Annotated in this window: 16 protein-coding genes; all 16 read right to left on the bottom strand. The window is 54.7% G+C overall.

The annotated features are described in order from the left end of the window. Window positions 1-21 precede the first annotated feature (21 nt). On the bottom strand, window positions 22-1,191 hold the full coding sequence (gene ftsZ, locus ACTS9Y_RS08270; RefSeq protein WP_442585468.1) for a cell division protein FtsZ: 1,170 nt from the start codon (window positions 1,189-1,191) through the stop codon (window positions 22-24). Between the two features lie 62 nt (window positions 1,192-1,253). Next, the gene (ftsA, locus tag ACTS9Y_RS08265; protein ID WP_442585467.1) at window positions 1,254-2,492 is read right to left on the bottom strand and encodes a cell division protein FtsA; all 1,239 of its coding nucleotides are present in this window, start codon (window positions 2,490-2,492) and stop codon (window positions 1,254-1,256) included. A 26-nt stretch (window positions 2,493-2,518) separates the two neighbouring features. Next, on the bottom strand, window positions 2,519-3,223 hold the full coding sequence (locus tag ACTS9Y_RS08260; RefSeq protein WP_442585466.1) for a cell division protein FtsQ/DivIB: 705 nt from the start codon (window positions 3,221-3,223) through the stop codon (window positions 2,519-2,521). Between the two features lie 11 nt (window positions 3,224-3,234). After that, complete coding sequence (locus tag ACTS9Y_RS08255; RefSeq protein ID WP_442585465.1) at window positions 3,235-4,152, bottom strand: D-alanine--D-alanine ligase; 918 nt, start codon at window positions 4,150-4,152, stop codon at window positions 3,235-3,237. Window positions 4,153-4,156: 4 nt separating this feature from the next. Further along, a complete protein-coding gene (murB, locus tag ACTS9Y_RS08250) occupies window positions 4,157-5,038 on the bottom strand; it encodes a UDP-N-acetylmuramate dehydrogenase (RefSeq protein WP_442585464.1) in 882 nt (293 codons plus the stop codon). Beyond that, a complete protein-coding gene (gene murC / locus ACTS9Y_RS08245; protein WP_442585463.1) occupies window positions 5,035-6,429 on the bottom strand; it encodes a UDP-N-acetylmuramate--L-alanine ligase in 1,395 nt (464 codons plus the stop codon). The genes murB and murC overlap by 4 nt, the downstream gene beginning before the upstream one ends. Beyond that, entirely contained in the window at window positions 6,426-7,523 is a 1,098-nt protein-coding gene (murG, locus tag ACTS9Y_RS08240; RefSeq protein WP_442585462.1) for an undecaprenyldiphospho-muramoylpentapeptide beta-N-acetylglucosaminyltransferase, read from the bottom strand. Before murG ends, murC begins: the two co-directional genes overlap by 4 nt. Next, entirely contained in the window at window positions 7,520-8,686 is a 1,167-nt protein-coding gene (ftsW, locus tag ACTS9Y_RS08235; protein WP_442585461.1) for a putative lipid II flippase FtsW, read from the bottom strand. The genes murG and ftsW overlap by 4 nt, the downstream gene beginning before the upstream one ends. Then, entirely contained in the window at window positions 8,671-10,041 is a 1,371-nt protein-coding gene (gene murD / locus ACTS9Y_RS08230) for a UDP-N-acetylmuramoyl-L-alanine--D-glutamate ligase (RefSeq protein ID WP_442585460.1), read from the bottom strand. Before murD ends, ftsW begins: the two co-directional genes overlap by 16 nt. Before the next feature lie 37 nt (window positions 10,042-10,078). Then, window positions 10,079-11,182 carry a phospho-N-acetylmuramoyl-pentapeptide-transferase gene (mraY, locus tag ACTS9Y_RS08225; RefSeq protein WP_442585459.1) on the bottom strand — a complete coding sequence of 368 codons (1,104 nt, stop codon included), beginning with the start codon at window positions 11,180-11,182 and terminating at the stop codon, window positions 10,079-10,081. An 8-nt stretch (window positions 11,183-11,190) separates the two neighbouring features. Then, entirely contained in the window at window positions 11,191-12,552 is a 1,362-nt protein-coding gene (locus ACTS9Y_RS08220; RefSeq protein ID WP_442585458.1) for a UDP-N-acetylmuramoyl-tripeptide--D-alanyl-D-alanine ligase, read from the bottom strand. Beyond that, the gene (locus ACTS9Y_RS08215; protein ID WP_442585457.1) at window positions 12,549-13,976 is read right to left on the bottom strand and encodes a UDP-N-acetylmuramoyl-L-alanyl-D-glutamate--2,6-diaminopimelate ligase; all 1,428 of its coding nucleotides are present in this window, start codon (window positions 13,974-13,976) and stop codon (window positions 12,549-12,551) included. Before ACTS9Y_RS08215 ends, ACTS9Y_RS08220 begins: the two co-directional genes overlap by 4 nt. Further along, complete coding sequence (locus tag ACTS9Y_RS08210; protein WP_442585456.1) at window positions 13,973-15,700, bottom strand: peptidoglycan D,D-transpeptidase FtsI family protein; 1,728 nt, start codon at window positions 15,698-15,700, stop codon at window positions 13,973-13,975. Before ACTS9Y_RS08210 ends, ACTS9Y_RS08215 begins: the two co-directional genes overlap by 4 nt. 24 nt (window positions 15,701-15,724) lie before the next feature. Beyond that, window positions 15,725-16,024 (bottom strand): cell division protein FtsL, encoded by a 300-nt coding sequence (ftsL, locus tag ACTS9Y_RS08205; RefSeq protein ID WP_442585455.1) that lies wholly within the window; start codon window positions 16,022-16,024, stop codon window positions 15,725-15,727. Window positions 16,025-16,033: 9 nt separating this feature from the next. Next, window positions 16,034-17,020 carry a 16S rRNA (cytosine(1402)-N(4))-methyltransferase RsmH gene (gene rsmH, locus ACTS9Y_RS08200; RefSeq protein WP_442585454.1) on the bottom strand — a complete coding sequence of 329 codons (987 nt, stop codon included), beginning with the start codon at window positions 17,018-17,020 and terminating at the stop codon, window positions 16,034-16,036. After that, on the bottom strand, window positions 17,017-17,463 hold the full coding sequence (gene mraZ / locus ACTS9Y_RS08195) for a division/cell wall cluster transcriptional repressor MraZ (protein ID WP_379058004.1): 447 nt from the start codon (window positions 17,461-17,463) through the stop codon (window positions 17,017-17,019). Before mraZ ends, rsmH begins: the two co-directional genes overlap by 4 nt. Window positions 17,464-17,473: the final 10 nt, after the last annotated feature.

Raw genomic sequence — 17,473 nt, 5'->3', positions numbered from 1 at the left:
CAAGCAATCACTGCCTGCAGGTTAATCAGCCTGCTTACGCAAGAAAGCCGGGATATCATATTCTTCAATCCCTGAATTCTTCATGGCTTCAACCTGGGCACGACGGCTATTGCTGGTAAACACGGCCGGCTCATCTTCTTCAACTACGTTCTGGAAGATAGGCTGGTTAGTGGTACCGTCACGCAATGTAGTCGTGGTCATGACTTTCAATTCAGGCTTGGCCTGACGCTTGCCGATGGAGCCGTTCAAGCCGGTGGCAACCATGGTCACACGCAGGTTGTCGCCCATGTCTTCGTCAATCACATTACCGATGATCACGGTCGCATCTTCTGCAGTGAACTCTTTGATGGTGTTCATCACATCATAGTATTCACGCATTTTGAAGCTGGTACTGGCGGTAATATTTACCAGTACGCCACGGGCATTGGCCAGGTTCACGTCTTCCAGCAATGGGCTGGCAACGGCTTGTTCGGCCGCGATACGTGCACGGTTAGGTCCGGTGGCTTCAGCAGAACCCATCATCGCCATGCCCATTTCAGACATCACGGTGCGTACATCGGCAAAGTCGACGTTGACCGTACCAGGGCAATTGATGATTTCAGCAATGCCAGAAACCGCATTCTGCAATACATCATTAGCCGCGCGATAAGCTTCAACCACGGTCACATCTTCACCCAGTACATCCATCAGTTTTTCGTTAGGGATAACGATCAGAGAGTCCACGTACTGTGAAAGTTCTTCCAGACCTTCTTGTGCGACTTTGGCGCGCTTGCCTTCAAAGGCGAATGGCTTGGTCACGACGGCCACGGTCAGGATACCCATCTCACGTGCGACTTCCGCAATGATAGGTGCAGCGCCGGTACCGGTACCGCCACCCATGCCTGCAGTGATAAACAGCATATCTGCACCATCAATGGTTTCCGCGATACTGTCACGGTCTTCCAGTGCAGCTTCACGGCCGATTTCCGGCTTGGCGCCAGCACCCAGGCCCTTGGTGATATCGGCACCGATTTGCAGTACGACTTTGGCATTACTTTTCTTTAATGCCTGCATATCGGTGTTGGCGCAAATAAATTCTACGCCTGGCACCATCTTGGTCATCATGTGTTCAACGGCGTTACCACCGCAACCACCGACACCAATTACCTTGATGACAGCACCTTCATTCTCTTTATCAAAAATTTCAATCATACTAACCCTCCATTGCCTATTATTGAGTGATTGGTTTGCCCCGCACACTCGCCCTAAAAAAATTAAAAATTACCTGTAAACCAACTCTTCATTCTCTCAAACAACCGGCCAACCGAGCCCGACTGCAAATTACCTACCATTTGTTTTTCTACCTGCTGTTTAGCCATCAATAACAAGCCTATGCCGGTGGCATAGCGCGGATTACCGACCACTTCCGACAAACCTTCCACATAACGCGGCACACCCAGGCGCACCGGCGTATGGAAAATCTCTTCGCCCAACTCGACCATGCCGCGCATTTGCGCAGCGCCACCGGTAATCACGATGCCGGAAGCAATCATCGATTCCATGCCGCTGCGGCGTAACTCCTGTTGCACGAACTCGTAAATCTCTTCGACGCGATCTTCGATCACCTCGGTCAATGCCTGGCAAGACAACTGGCGCGGCTCGCGGCCATCCACTGCCTGTACTTCCACCACTTCACGCGGGTCTGCCAGTTGACGCAGGGCACAGCCGTGCTTGACCTTGATTTCTTCGGCCGACTGGGTCGGTGTACGCAAAGCCACCGCGATATCATTGGTGATCTGGTCACCGGCGATAGGGATCACTGCGGTATGACGAATCGCACCATTTTTGAACACCGCGATATCCGTGGTACCACCACCGATATCCACCAGGCAAACGCCAAGCTCTTTTTCATCTTCGGTGAGTACCGATTCACTGGAAGCCAACGGCTGCAAAATCAGGTCACTGACTTCCAGGCCACAACGCTTGATGCACTTGACGATATTCTGTGCCGCTGCAATCGCGCCAGTCACAATATGCACACGCACTTCAAGGCGGATACCGCTCATACCCAATGGCTCGCGCACATCTTCCTGGCCATCGATAATAAATTCCTGGGTCAGGATATGCAGGATCTGCTGGTCGGCCGGTAAAGCGATCGCACGTGCGGTATCTACCACGCGGTCTATATCACTTTGCGAGACTTCGCTTTCTTTGATTTTCACCATGCCATGCGAATTCAGGCTTTTAATATGGCTACCGGCAATGCCTGAATACACGGTATTGATCTTGCAATCCGCCATCAGCTCGACTTCTTCAATTGCGCGCTGTATGGCCTGCATGGTGGAATCAATATTCACCACCACGCCTTTTTTCAAACCACGTGATGCATGCTGGCCAACACCAATCACTTTCAATGTGCCTTCCGGCAATATTTCAGCCGCGATCGCCACGATCTTGGATGTCCCGATATCCAGACCGACGATTAAATTTTTATCTTCTCTAGCTCTACTCATGTTTTTTCCTTGCTTCTGGCTATCCCTTAAGCGCCATTACGTGGCATACGTAATGCAAAACCATTGGGATAACGTAAATCTGCATAGCGCCAATCACTCTCAGCGATGGCTGGCTGCTGGCTATAAGCGGCCACAAACTGCTGTAATCGTTGCTTGGCGGCTTCGCGGCCCAGCATCATTTGCCGCTTATCGGTGGTCCTGATCTCCCACGCACGCCGTGAAGACAGGCTCAGCTGCTGGATCTGCAGCGATGTCACCGACAACGTCTGTGCAAAACTGGCATAGCCTTGCGCGAGTTCTTTCACCGCATCGCCCGGCCCATAAAACACTGGCAATTGCGCATCAGAAGCCGCCTGGAACAATTCGCCATGCCGGTTGACCAAAGCCACGCCGCCCCAGCGGCCTAATGCCTGGTGTTCTTCAATCTGTACCACTATGGTATCCGGCCACTGGCGACGGACACTGACCTTGCGCGCCCACGGCAGTTTCTCAAAGGCCGTGCGGGTGCGCTGTAAATCCAGCGTATAAAAATTACCTTTTAAATACTTGCTTACGATCAACTGGATCTGTTCATGATTCACATGATCCAGATTGCCTTCTACCTGTACATGCTTGACCGGGAAGATAGGCAAATGCAGCACGACAAACAACAAGGCGTACAACAGCAACACCACTGCCAGTGAAAACAGCAGGTTGGCGGTCCAGTTCAGCAATGTTGGTCTATTCCACATCGTCTATTGCCTTAAGCCTTCAATGTCTGTTGCAAAATACGCACGACCAGCGCATCGAAATCCAGCCCGGCGGCCTTCGCAGCCATAGGCACCAGGCTATGGTCCGTCATGCCCGGGCTGGTGTTCACTTCCAGAAAGTAATACTTGCCAGATTCATCCATCAAAAAGTCCACCCGGCCCCAGCCGCTGCAACCCAGCACCTTGAATGCCTGTAAAGCCTCGGCCTGGATCTGTTGTTCCTGCGCGGCAGACAAGCCACTTGGGCAGCGGTATTCGGTATCGTCACGCAGGTACTTGGCTTCGTAATCGTAATATTCGTTTTTTGGCACAATGCGTATCACAGGCAGCGCGGTATCGCCCAGAATGCCAACCGTGTATTCGCCACCGCCAACAAATTGTTCGGCGATCACCAGCGGGTCTGACACTTTGGCCAGCGCATAAGCTGAAGCCAGTTCATTGGCTTGCTTGACCTTGCTGACGCCTATGCTGGACCCTTCATTGGCCGGTTTTACAAACAGCGGCAAACCAAGTTTCTCAACCACTGTGGCGACAGATGTGCTGTCATCCATCAACACATAATCAGGCGTCACCACACCTGCAGCCGTCCATAACAACTTGGTACGCCATTTATCCATGCCCAGGGCAGAGGCCATCACACCGCTACCGGTGTATGGGATATCCATCAACTCCAAAGCACCCTGGATGGTGCCGTCTTCACCATAACGGCCATGCAAGGCGATAAAGGCACGGTCGTAGGCTTTCAAGGCTGAGAGTTCCTGTGTGGCCGGGTCAAATGCATGCGCATCGACGCCCTGGCGTAGCAGAGCAGCCAGCACCGCGGAGCCGCTCTTGAGCGACACCTCACGTTCACCTGAACGACCACCGAATAACACGGCCACCTTGCCAAAATCTTGCTGTGTCGCACTCATACTTCTAAACGCTTTCCCCAATGACTTTCACTTCTTGTATCAATTCCACGCCCTGTTTTTCATGCACGGTGGTTTTCACGCGCGCAATCAGTGCCTCAATATCAGCTGCACTCGCATGACCCAGATTCACAATAAAATTGGCATGCTTTTCTGAAACCTGCGCGCCACCTATGGTGGTGCCTTTCAAACCTGAAGCCTCGATCAACCGCGCCGCAAAATCACCTTCCGGGTTGCGGAAGGTAGAACCAGCACTAGGCATATTCAGCGGCTGACTCGCCAGACGCTTGGCCAGCAACTGCTTAATCTTTTCGGCAGAGGCTTTGCCATCGCCTTGTGGCACGGCAAACCAGCCACCCAGGAACCATTCATCCGCCACCGGGTGTGTCACATGCCGGTATACAGGCTGGTACTCTGCCCGGTCGCGTACTTGCACCACGCCACTGCGGTGTATGGTTTTCACCTGGTCTACCCATTGCCAGGTTTCACCACCATAGCAACCGGCGTTCATCGCCAGTGCGCCACCCACCGTGCCGGGGATGCCCGCCATAAACTCGGCACCGGCGCGGTCATGGCTGGCTGCAAAGCGGGCCAGTTTGGCGCAGGTGACACCGGCATCGGCATACACGCGCTCGCCTTGCATCTCCAGCTGTTGCAAGGCCTGATGCATAACTACCACGGTGCCACGCACGCCACCATCGCGCACCAGCAGGTTGCTGCCCAGGCCGATAAACGTCAGCGGCTCACTGGCTGGCAGTTGCTGCAGAAACTGCTGCAACTGTTCGACGTTGTCCGCCAGCACCAGTTGATCAGCCTCGCCACCTACGCGCCAGCTGGTGTAGCGGGTCAGCGGCTCATGTTTCAGCACTTGTAATGCAGACGCGTTCATAGCACTGCCAGCTCCCGTGTTTTTGCAGCCACGCTACCGATATTGCCTGCGCCCATGACGACAATCACATCATCCGGCAACAGGCTTTCCAGAATCGCCTGCGGCAACTCTTCTGAAGTTTCTACAAAACGCGGTTCCACTTTGCCATTCACGCGCACGGCGCGAATCAGGCTGCGGGTATCCGCCGCCACAATCGGCGGCTCGCCTGCCGCGTAAACTTCGGTCAGCAACAAGGCATCCACGGTGGAGAGCACTTTCACAAAGTCTTCAAAGCAGTCACGCGTGCGGGTGTAACGATGCGGCTGGAAAGCCAGCACCAGACGACGCCCAGGGAAGGCGCCACGCGCTGCGGCAATCACTGCCTGCATTTCAACCGGGTGATGGCCATAATCATCCACCAATGTCGCATGCCCGCCCGTGACAGGGATCTCGCCATAACGCTCAAACCGTCGGCCTACGCCCCTGAACTCGGCCAGCGCTTTCAGGATGGCTGCGTCTGGCACACTCAGCTCAGTCGCAATCGCGATTGCAGCCAGTGCATTCAATACATAGTGATGGCCCGGAAGATTCAGTGTCACTTCATTGCGCACTGTGGTGCCGTTCTTGCGTATCAGCGTGAAATGCATCTTCCCGCCATCGGCGACGATATTCTCGGCGCGGATACTGGCTTCTTCATGCGTACCGTACGTTGTCACCGGACGCGTCACGCGCGGCAGGATCTCACGCACGTTGGCGTCATCTATGCACATCACCGCCATGCCCCAGAACGGAATCTGCTGTAAAAACTCAACAAAAGCCGTCTTTAACTTATCGAAGCTATGCTCGTAAGTGTCCATGTGGTCCTGGTCAATATTGGTGACCACGGCCAGCACCGGGTTCAGGTGCAGGAAAGAAGCATCTGATTCATCGGCTTCGACGACTATCCACTCACCCGTCCCCAGACGTGCGTTGGCACTGGCCGCTTCCAGCTTGCCGCCAATCACAAAAGTCGGGTCCATATCCGCTTCGGCCAGAATGCTGGCGATCAGGCTGGTGGTGGTGGTTTTGCCATGTGTACCCGCCACAGCAATACCTTGTTTAAAGCGCATCAACTCAGCCAGCATCAGGGCACGCGGAATCACCGCCACCTTGCGCGCGCGGGCGGCAATGATTTCTGGATTTTCTTCATTAATGGCACTGGACACCACCACTACATCGGCATCACCCAGATGCTCAGTCGCATGACCTTGATACACGGTGGCGCCAAAGCCTTGCAGGCGCTTGGTGGTCACATTGCTGGCCAAGTCAGACCCGCTGATTTCAAAGCCCAGATTCAGCAACACCTCGGCAATGCCGCTCATGCCTGAACCGCCTATGCCGACAAAATGAATTTTTTTGACTTTATGTTTCATAGCGCACTTTGTTTCATATCTTTATTTGCTGCCAGCTGTTGGCAGATTTCCGCCACCCGGCGTGTCGCATTCGGTCTGGCCAGGGCACGCGCCTTTTGCGCCATCGCCAGGCAAGTGATGCGGTCCAGCGTTTTTAATGTATTTGCCAATTGCACTACATCCAGGTCGCGTTGCTGGATCAGCAGCGCGGCCCCCGCCTGTTGCAGATAAGCCGCATTGGTGGTCTGATGGTCATCGACCGCAAACGGGAACGGCACCAGGATACTGGCCGCGCCTACATTCGCCAGTTCGGCCACTGTCAGCGCTCCGGCTCGGCAAATCACCAGGTCTGCCCAGGCATAGACGTCTGCCATGTCATGGATAAAGGCACGGCAATCAGCCGCCACACCTGCCTCGGCATAAGCCTGTTTAAGTGCATCAATATGTTTCTCGCCTGCCTGGTGGATGACCTGTGGCCGTTCATTGGCTGGCAGTTGTGCGAACGCCTGCGGCAATAATGTATTCAATGCCGCAGCGCCCAGACTGCCGCCTACGACCAGCACACGCAACACACCATGATGCTCGGCAAAACGCGCTTCCGGCACCGGTAAAGTCGTAATCGCATCGCGTACCGGATTACCGACCATCTCGCCTTTGCTACCCAGCGCTTGCGGGAAACCCGTCAACACACGGTTGGCAATTTTTGCCAGTGATTTATTGGTCAATCCGGCCACAGAATTCTGCTCATGGATCACCAGTGGCAGGCCTGCCAGCTTAGCCATCACGCCCCCCGGGAAAGCAGCAAAACCGCCCATCCCTAATACCACATCCGGCTGGTGCTGTTTAATAGCCTGCCTGGCCTGGGCAAATGCCCGCACCAGTTTCACCGGCAATGTCAGCCAGCCCAGCAGGCCTTTGCCGCGCACGCCCTGCATGGTCATCATGGCTTTGTCATAAGGCTTATCGGCAATCAGGCGATTTTCCATGCCACCTTCGGTGGCCAGCCAGACGATTTTCCAGCCTTGCGTATGTAGGGCATCTGCCACGGCAATAGCCGGGTAGACATGTCCACCCGTACCGCCAGCCATCACCATCAATGTGTACTGACGGCTCATGTCTGTAACCCTTTTTGCAGCCGTCTATTTTCAAAATCAATACGCAGCAACACCGCCATGGCGATGCAATTGGCCAAAATACCACTGCCGCCATAAGACAACAGGGGCAAGGTCAGCCCTTTGGTTGGCAGCAAACCCATGTTGACGCCCATATTGATAAAGCCCTGCACACCGATCCAGACACCAATGCCTTGCGCCAGTAACGCGGCGTAATAACGTTCGTTGGCCACGGCTTCCTTGGCGATACTGAAAGCGCGTATCACCAGCCAGGCAAATAGCAGCACAACCACCATGACGCCGACATAACCTAATTCTTCAGCCACCACTGCCAGCAGGAAGTCAGTGTGTGCTTCCGGCAGGTACAGCAGTTTTTCTACACTGCCGCCCAGGCCTACGCCCCAGAATTCACCGCGGCCAAAGGCGATTAAGGCGTGTGACAACTGGTAGCCAGTATCAAACGGGTCATCAAATGGATTCAGGAAGCCTTTCATGCGCTCAAGGCGATAGGGTTCCATCACTACCAGCCCGACCACTGCCAACGGTAACGCCGCGAGCATGGCCAGGAATATCTTGATATGCACGCCACCCAACCACATGATGGAGAAGGCAATCGAAGCAGTCACGGCAAAGGCGCCGAAATCCGGCTCACGCAGCAGCAATACGCCGACAAATACCATCACGCCCAGCATAGGCAAAAAGCCTTTAGTGAAACTATGCATGCTGCTGGCTTTGCGCACTGCGTAATCAGAGGCATACATGGCAATAAACAGTTTCATCAGTTCAGACGGTTGCAGATTCATGACCAGCAACGAGATCCAGCGGCGGCTACCGTTGACTACTTTGCCTATGCCGGGGATCAACACCAGCACCAGCAACACAATACCGAACACAAACAGGTAGGGCGACATTTTTTGCCACCAGGCCATAGGCACCTGGAACACGATGACAGCAGCCACCAGCCCGACCACGATATACAAGGCCTGGCGCATCAGGAAATAAGTACTTTTATGGCCGAACATTTTGCTCGCATCGGCATAGGCGATCGATGCCGAATAGACCATGACCATGCCGAACGCCAGCAATGACAGCACCACCCACAGCAGCGACATATCGTAGCTGGGGGAGTTGTAGCGCTCGCGCGTCATCATCAGCGGACCAAGCATGCGGCCTCCATGGCTTTGACGGCTTCAACGAATACCTGCGCGCGGTGCTCGTAGTTCCTGAACATATCGAAACTGGCGCACGCTGGTGACAGCAACACCGCATCGCCGGCTTCGGCCAGCGTTTTTGCGATATGCACGGCGGCGGTCAAATCCACCGCATCGACGACTGGCACCTGAATGTTTTGCAACACCTGCTGGATCTTTGGCCCATCACGTCCGATAAGCACCACGGCCCTGGCATGCCTGATCACAGCCTCTCGCAAGGGGTTGAAATCCTGGCCTTTGCCATCACCACCGGCGATCAGTACCACTTTCTGCGGTTTGCCCTGTTTGAGCATGCCGCTGATGGCAGCCGTGGTCGCGCCCACGTTAGTGCCTTTTGAGTCGTCATAAAAATCGACTTCTTCAATATTGGCGACCCATTCCACACGGTGTGGCAATCCTGCGAAAGACTGCACGGTATGCAGGATAGATACCTTGTCTACGCCAATGGCCTGGGTTAATGCAATAGCTGCCAGCGCATTGGCAATATTGTGTTTGCCACGGATATGCAAGCTGTCGGCTTCGATATAGTGACGGTGCCCGGCGCATAGCCAGCCGAGGTCATTCAGCCCGTAATCGTTAATGCTAGGCGCGGGGTTTACACCAAACGACACCTGCGGTAACTGGCCTGCCAATACAGCGCTGGCAGGGTCATCGCGGTTCACGATGGCGATACGGGCATGCTGATAAATACGGGCTTTGGATTGCGCATAATCTTCCATGCCTGAATATCTATCCATATGATCTTCAGATAGATTCAGTACCGTGGCCGCATCCACCACCAGATGATGGGTGGCTTCGAGTTGAAAACTGGACAGTTCAAGCACGTAGACATCCGGCGCCGTCATCTGCAGGGTATCCAGCACCGGCACACCGATATTGCCCGCTACTATGGTATTCAGCCCGGCCTGTTTGCAGATTTCACCCACCAGGGTGGTCACCGTGGTTTTGCCATTAGAACCAGTGATCGCAATCACTTTGGCATACGGCGCACGGAAACGGGCAAACAATTCGATATCGCCGATCACGCTTTTTCCCTGTGCCAGCAGTTGCTGCAACACCGGCTCTTTCAGCGAAACGCCGGGGCTGGTGACGATGGTATCCATGCTGGCCAGAAGTGCAGCATTGAATGGCCCCAGGTGACATTCCACGGTCGGGAATTCTTCGTGCAGTCTATCCTGGCCTGGCGGATGCAGGCGTGAGTCAAACATCACCACTTCGGCGCCCATTTGACGCAGCCAGCGCAAAGCGGAGAACCCGGTGTCACCCAGTCCTATTACGCCTACTCGCTGTTGTTCAAATTGTTTTTTCATGGCTCACGTTTGAATGAATTTTTTATATCTACAGGGGTTATCTCAGTTTCAAAGTGGATAAACCCACCAGTACCAGCATCATGGTGATGATCCAGAAACGGACCACTACTTGTGTCTCTTTCCAGCCCTTTTGCTCATAGTGGTGATGCAGAGGCGCCATCAGGAAGATACGTTTGCCGGTGCCTGTCATTTTCTTGGTGTATTTGAAATACAGCACCTGTGCGGCCACCGAGAAAGTCTCGACCACGAACACACCGCCCATAATGAACAGCACGATCTCCTGGCGCACGATGACGGCCACTACGCCTAGCGCAGCCCCCAGCGCCAGCGCACCGACATCGCCCATAAATACTTCGGCCGGATAGGCGTTAAACCACAGAAAGCCGAGGCCTGCGCCTGCCATGGCAGCACAGAACACCATCAGTTCACTGGCACCCTCAACGTAAGGGATGCCCAGGTATTTCGCGAACACGATATGCCCGGCCACATAAGAAAACAGTGCCAGTGCCGCAGCCACCATCACCGTAGGCAAAATCGCCAGGCCATCCAGGCCGTCAGTCAGGTTCACGGCATTGCTGCTACCCACGATCACCAGGTAAGTCAGCACAATGAAACCAACTGCGCCTAGCGGTAGTACCAGATGTTTAAAAAATGGCACGATGAGTGTGGTTTCAACCGGTGTGGTAGAGGTGGCATATAAAAACACCGCCACGCCGAAACCGATCAGACTTTGCCAGAAGTATTTTTCTTTAGCGGCCAGGCCTTTCGGGTTTTTATAAACCACTTTACGGTAATCATCGACCCAGCCTACCGCGCCAAAACCCAGTGTGGTGATCAGCACTACCCAGATAAAACGGTTATGCAAATTGCCCCATAGCAGGGTAGAGATCGCAATCGCCACCAGGATCAGTGCGCCACCCATGGTCGGGGTACCGGCTTTCACCAGATGCGTCTGTGGGCCGTCATCACGCACGGCCTGGCCGACTTTGTATTCTGTCAGCTTGCGTATCATGGCTGGCCCGACCAGGAACGAAATCGCCAGTGCGGTGAGCGTCGCCAGCACTGCACGCAGCGTGATGTAATCAAATACATGGAAACCACGTACATCTGACGACAGCCACTTTGCCAATTCCAATAACATAAGCTTCCCTATTTCCCCACCAGTTCGGCGGCTTGTGTTTCCACCAGCGCATTGACTACCCGTTCCATTTGCATGAAACGCGAGCCTTTCACCAGTACGATGTCTTCTGCGGATGTATTTGCCTGTAATGCGGCAATTAAGTTTTCTATCGCGTCAAAATGCTGGGCCTGGCTGCCAAAGGCGTTGACGGCGGCTTTGCTGTGGTTACCAAGTGCATACATGGCATCCACGCCATGGTCTTTGGCATAGCGGCCGACCTCGGCATGCATGGCCTCCGCATCATCGCCGAGCTCGCCCATATCACCCATGACAAATACCGTGCGTTGACTGTAGTTGCGCAACACATCCAGCGCTGCTTTCATTGAATCCGGATTGGCGTTATAAGTGTCATCAATCACTTTGGCGCCATTGGCAGCCGTTTTCTGTTGCAAACGACCTTTCACGCCGCCAAAGCCTTGCAGACCCTGCGCAACTTCATCCAGGCTGGCGCCTGCGGCCAGGCTGGCAGCCGCCGCAGCCAGTGCATTCATCATGTTATGTACGCCTGGCACGGCCAGTGTCAGCGTGACCGTAGACTGCTGATAATGCAGTTTGAAGGCATCATTGACTAACACCTCAGCGCGGACATCCGCCTCAGCGCGCAAGCCAAACGTCAGCACGCGGCGTGAGGTATTCAGGCCGCGCCAGTAGCTGTAAAACTCGCTGTCGGCATTAATCACCGCAATACCGTCATCGGCCAGTCCGGCGAAAATCTCACCTTTGGCTTTGGCAATGTTTTCACGCGAGCCCAACTCACCAATATGGGCAGTGCCGGCATTGTTGATGACAGCCACATTCGGCCGCGCAATCCTGGTCAGGTAATCAATCTCACCCAGATGATTCATGCCCATCTCGATCACAGCAGTTCTGTGGAACGGACGCAGGCGCAGCAAGGTCAATGGCATGCCGATATCGTTATTAAAGTTACCGGCAGTCGCCAGCACCTTGTCAGCCCCGCCCACATGCCACTGCATGATCGCGGCGATCATTTCCTTGGTAGTGGTTTTACCGTTGCTGCCAGTCACCGCAATTAAAGAGGTGCCCAGATGCTGGCGCCAGTAAGCGGCTAGTTGCCCCATCGCCAAACGTGTATCTGCAACAGCTACCGTAGGTAATTCTGTGGTCACGACGTGTGACACTAGTGCTGCAGAGGCGCCCAGGGCAGTGACTTGTGGCAAAAAGTCATGGCCGTCAAACTTGTCACCTGGCAGGGCGACAAATAACTGGCCTGGTTGCGCGCGACGGCTATCGGTATCTACCGATGTGACCATCACATCAGTACCAGTCAAGGTTCCGCGCAACACTTCTGCGATAGTGTGTAAGGACATCATGCTTGCGCCCTCTTTTTCAGCGCGTTGAGTACCCACTCGGCATCGCTGAACGGATAGCGGATGCCTTGAACTTCCTGGTAATCCTCATGGCCTTTGCCTGCGACCAGCACGACATCGCCCTTGTTGGCGCGCGACACAGCCAGCGCGATCGCTTTGGCACGGTCGGTTTCCATGGTGAATTCGCGGGTCAGGCCTTCAGAGATCGCGGCAATAATCGCGTACGGGTTTTCGCTACGCGGATTATCGTTGGTCACAATCACGTGATCGGCCAGCGCACCGGCAATACGGCCCATTTCGCTGCGTTTGCCGGTATCGCGGTCACCGCCGCAGCCAAATACGCAGCTTAGTTTGCCACGCGCCTGTATCCGCAGGGTATCCAGTGCTTTTTCCAGCGCATCTGGCGTGTGTGCATAATCGACCACCACCAATGGCAGATCACCGCCACCAAACATCTGCATGCGGCCCGCGACTGGCACCAGCCCGGATACCGCTTGCAAAGCGGCGGGCAAAGCGATGCCGTTGACGAGCAAACTGGCCAGCACCGCCAATACGTTATACACATTGAACTGGCCGAGTGCATGCAACTGCACGGTGCCATTGCCTTGCGGTGTACGCACCTGTATCTCAAAGCCGGTGGCATGCATGGTCACTGCCGTGGCACATACATCGGCCTCGTGCATGCCGTAACTCAGCACCTGCTTACCTTGTTGACGCAAGTGGTCAATCAACGTGACGCCAAAGGCATCATCCGCATTGATCACGGCTGCGGTCAAGGTTTGCCAGTCAAACAGCTTTTGCTTGGCTTGCTGGTAGGATTCCATCGTCACGTGATAATCGAGGTGGTCGCGTGTCATGTTGGTGAACACTGCCACGTCAAACGACACGCCATTCACACGCCCCTGGTCCAGGCCATGCGAAGAGACTTCCATGGCGACCATCTGTACGTTTTCCAGCACAAAATTGGCAAGGATCTTCTGTACTTCCACCGGGCCCGGCGTGGTGTTCTGGGTAGGCTGCAAATCATCCAGCGTGCCATTGCCCAGGGTGCCGACCACTGCTGATTTCTGCTGCAGAAAACGGTAAGCCTGCGCCAGCCAATGGGTGACGGTGGTTTTGCCGTTAGTGCCGGTGACGCCCACGCACCACAACTGCTCTGAAGGGTCTTTATAGAACTGGCTGGCAATATGGCCGACCTGGAATTTCAGGTCAGGGATGGCGATATTGTGTACCGTCCAATCCGGGTTCCAGTCGAATCCCAGACTATCCCAGATCACTGTATTGGCGCCTTTGCCAATGGCATCAGGGATATATTCACGGCCATCGCCATGCTGGCCCGGATAAGCCAGGAACAAGCCATGCTTTTCCACCTGGCGGCTATCTGCGGTGATGCCATGTACCGGCGCTGGAATAATGTATTTACTCACATCGCCTCCGGTACAGCATTCGCTTCTGCCGGCGTTGCCAACGGTACGGCATTGCCATCTTGCGGAATAGCCAGCATGCGCAAGACATCATTCATCACCGCGCTAAATACCGGGGCTGCGACGCTGCCGCCGTAATATTCGCCATTGTTGGGCTCATCTATCATCACCGCCATGATCAGACGCGGATTGGACGCAGGCACCATGCCGACAAACGAACCGACATATTTGTCATGCTCATAACCATGTGGGCCAAGTTTGTGCGCGGTGCCGGTTTTGCCGCCGACGCGGTAACCAGTGACTTGCGCTTTCAGGGCGGTACCACCCGGCTGCACGACCAGTTCCAGCATGTCTTTCACCGCATTGGCGACCTTGGCAGAAAATACCTGGCGGCCTACTGGCGGCTCAGGCAATTTGGTCAGCGTCACAGGCAACAATTCGCCTTCGTTGGCGAATACGGTATAGGCACGGGCCAGTTGTAATAAAGTCACGCTAATGCCGTGACCATAGGACATGGTGGCCTGCTCGATAGGACGCCAGGTTTTGTAATCGCGTACCTTGCCGGAAGCTTCACCCGGGAAACCGATTTTTGTCGGCGAGCCAAAACCGAGCTGGATATAGGTATTCCACAATTGTTCACGGTTGAGTTCCAGCGCCATTTTGGCTGAGCCGACGTTGGAAGATTTCTGGATGATCTGCGACACGCTCAACATCTGGTTAGGGTGCGCGTCGTGTATGGTGGCAGTACCTACACGCAAATAACCGGGCGCGGTCTGGACTTTGGTATCCGGCTGATAAGGCCCGAACTCCATCGCCGCCGCCGCAGTGACCGGCTTCATGGTAGAACCTGGCTCGAAAATATTCACGATGGCTGAGTTACGCAGCTTGCTGGCGACATTGCCCGGATTATTCGGGTTATAGGTGGGGATATTCACCAGTGCCAGCACTTCACCGGTTTTGGCGTCCAGCACCACTGCCGCAGCGGCCTTGGCTTTGTGTTTTTCTACTGCGCGTGACAGTTCGCGATGCACCACATATTGCACGGTGCGGTCTATGCTCAGCACCAGGTCCTGGCCATCGTGTGGCAATTTAATGGCCACCAGGTCTTCCACCACATGGCCTTTGCGGTCACGCACGAAGTCGCGCTTGCCGGAAGTGCCGGAAAGCACGCTGTTACGGTAGAGTTCCATGCCCTCTACACCGGTATCATCTACGCCCGTGAAACCGACGATATGCGCCGCCACTTCTGCCGCGGGGTAGAAGCGTTTGTATTCCTTCTGACTGAATACGCCGGGCACTTTCATCGCCATCACCAGTTTTGCCACATCGGGCGCCACTCTCCGTTTGATATATACAAATTCTTTTTTCTTTTGCTGCACTTTTTGCTGCAACTCTTTTGGCCGCATCTCCAGCAACTTGGCCATTTGTTTCAACTGCGCCGCCGAAATATTCACATCGGTCGGGTTCATCCATAACGACTCCACCGGCAGGCTGATCGCCAAGGGCTTGAAGTTACGGTCATAAATCTTGCCGCGGTGCGGCATCAATTCCACTTTGCGACGCGAAAACGCTTCGCCTTTTTTAATCAGATAATCCTTATGCAGGGTTTGCAGGTAAAACCCGCGACCCAGCAGCAGCACAAAACTCAGCAGCACCAATACCAGCAGCGTTCTTCTACGCCAGGTAGGTAACTTCACCAGCTTGTGTTGACTCTCTTTAAGCAGCATGCGCGTTCACTGGTTCACACCACTTCAAGGCGCAACCGGCGCAACAACAGGCGCCGCTGGCAGGTCGACAACGATCACTTGCGTCTGCTGCATGCTCGGGCTGTGCATATGCAACCGCGCCGTGGCAAACTCTTCCAGGCGCGAATGCATGGCCCAGGTACTTTGCTCGATCTGCAACTGGTCATACTCGGTCATATATTGCTTGGTCAGCATCTCCTGCCGATCCAGCTCAAAATACAACTTGCGCGCCTTGTACTGCGCGGTCACCACACCCAACGCCATGGCAATGGTGACTGCAAATAAAATCAGGTTCAGGCGTATCATTTGTCACCACTACTGCACACTGGTACGCTCGGCCACGCGTAACACCGCACTGCGTGAACGCACATTGGCAGAGACCTCAGCCTTACCCGGTTTGACCGCCTTGCCAATCGCATTCAAGCGCGGCTGCGGCAAATCCTTGGCGCGTACCGGCAAGCCGCTAGGCAAGTTATCCCTATCCATTTCGGACTGGATAAAGCGCTTGACGATGCGGTCTTCCAGCGAGTGAAAACTGATCACCGCCAGGCGGCCACCTTGTCGCAGCATGCGCAAACAGTCGGGCAACACTAGCGAGAGTTCCTCAAGCTCTTGATTGACGAAAATCCGTAAAGCCTGAAATGTGCGCGTTGCAGGGTTCTGGCCCGGCTCAACCTTGTGGATGGCGCCTGCCACGATCTTGGCAAGTTGTCCCGTAGTGGTGATGGCATGCCCATCTTCGCGCTCCTTAACAATCGCCCTTGCAACCTGCTTAGCAAACCGTTCTTCACCATAATCCCTTATCACCTCACACAATTGCTTCTCTGAAATAGTCGCCAACCACTCTGCGGCGGTTTTGCCACGACTCTGATCCATACGCATATCCAGTGGCCCGTCAAAACGGAAACTGAAACCGCGCTCGCCTTCATCAATCTGCGGCGACGAAATGCCCAGATCGAGCAAAATACCGTCTACCGCGTCTACGCCCAACTCAGCCAAGACCGCTGTCATGCCGGAAAAATGGACATGGGCAATGCTAAACCGTGCATCGTCTATGGTTTGCGCATGCGCAACCGCAGCCAGATCGCGATCCAGCGCAATCAGGCGGCCTTTAGCTCCCAGCTTTGAAAGTAACAGACGACTATGACCGCCGCGCCCGAAAGTGCCATCGACATACACACCATCGGCCCGCACATTGAGCGCAGCGACAGCCTCATGCAATAACACCGTGATGTGGCTGGCGGCTGGCGACACAGACGTTTCCGTCGAAGACGCGGGCGCTGACTTCGCGCCCGTCATCATAGTGAGAATCCCTCTAGTTCTTGCGGGATCTGCAGTTGATCAGTGGACATCAGCTTCTCCAGCTGCTCGTCCCAGGCGGCGACATCCCATAACTCAAAATGACTGCCCTGGCCGACCATCATCACGTCTTTATCCAGGTGGGCGAATTTGCGCAGCACAGCATTCACCAGCAAGCGGCCGGCAGAATCGAGATGCATCACATCGGCCTGGCCGACGATCATGCGTTGAATACCACTGATTTGAGGGTTAAAACTGGACAAGCTGGTCAGCTTGGTTTCGATGGGTTCCCAGGCTGCCTGGGGGTAAAGGATCAGGCAACGGTGTGGATGCGCGGTCAACACCAACTCACCTTGCCCACCCGCGGTCAGGGCGTCACGGTGCTTGGCTGGCACACTGAGCCGACCTTTTGCATCCAAACTTAACTGTACCGCACCGCGAAACATGGTTACCTGA

The sequence above is a fragment of the Methylophilus sp. genome, from assembly GCF_052173275.1.
Lineage (GTDB): Bacteria > Pseudomonadota > Gammaproteobacteria > Burkholderiales > Methylophilaceae > Methylophilus.
Note: the sequence above shows the minus strand (reverse complement) of the source record. Positions and strands in the feature narration are given on the sequence as shown.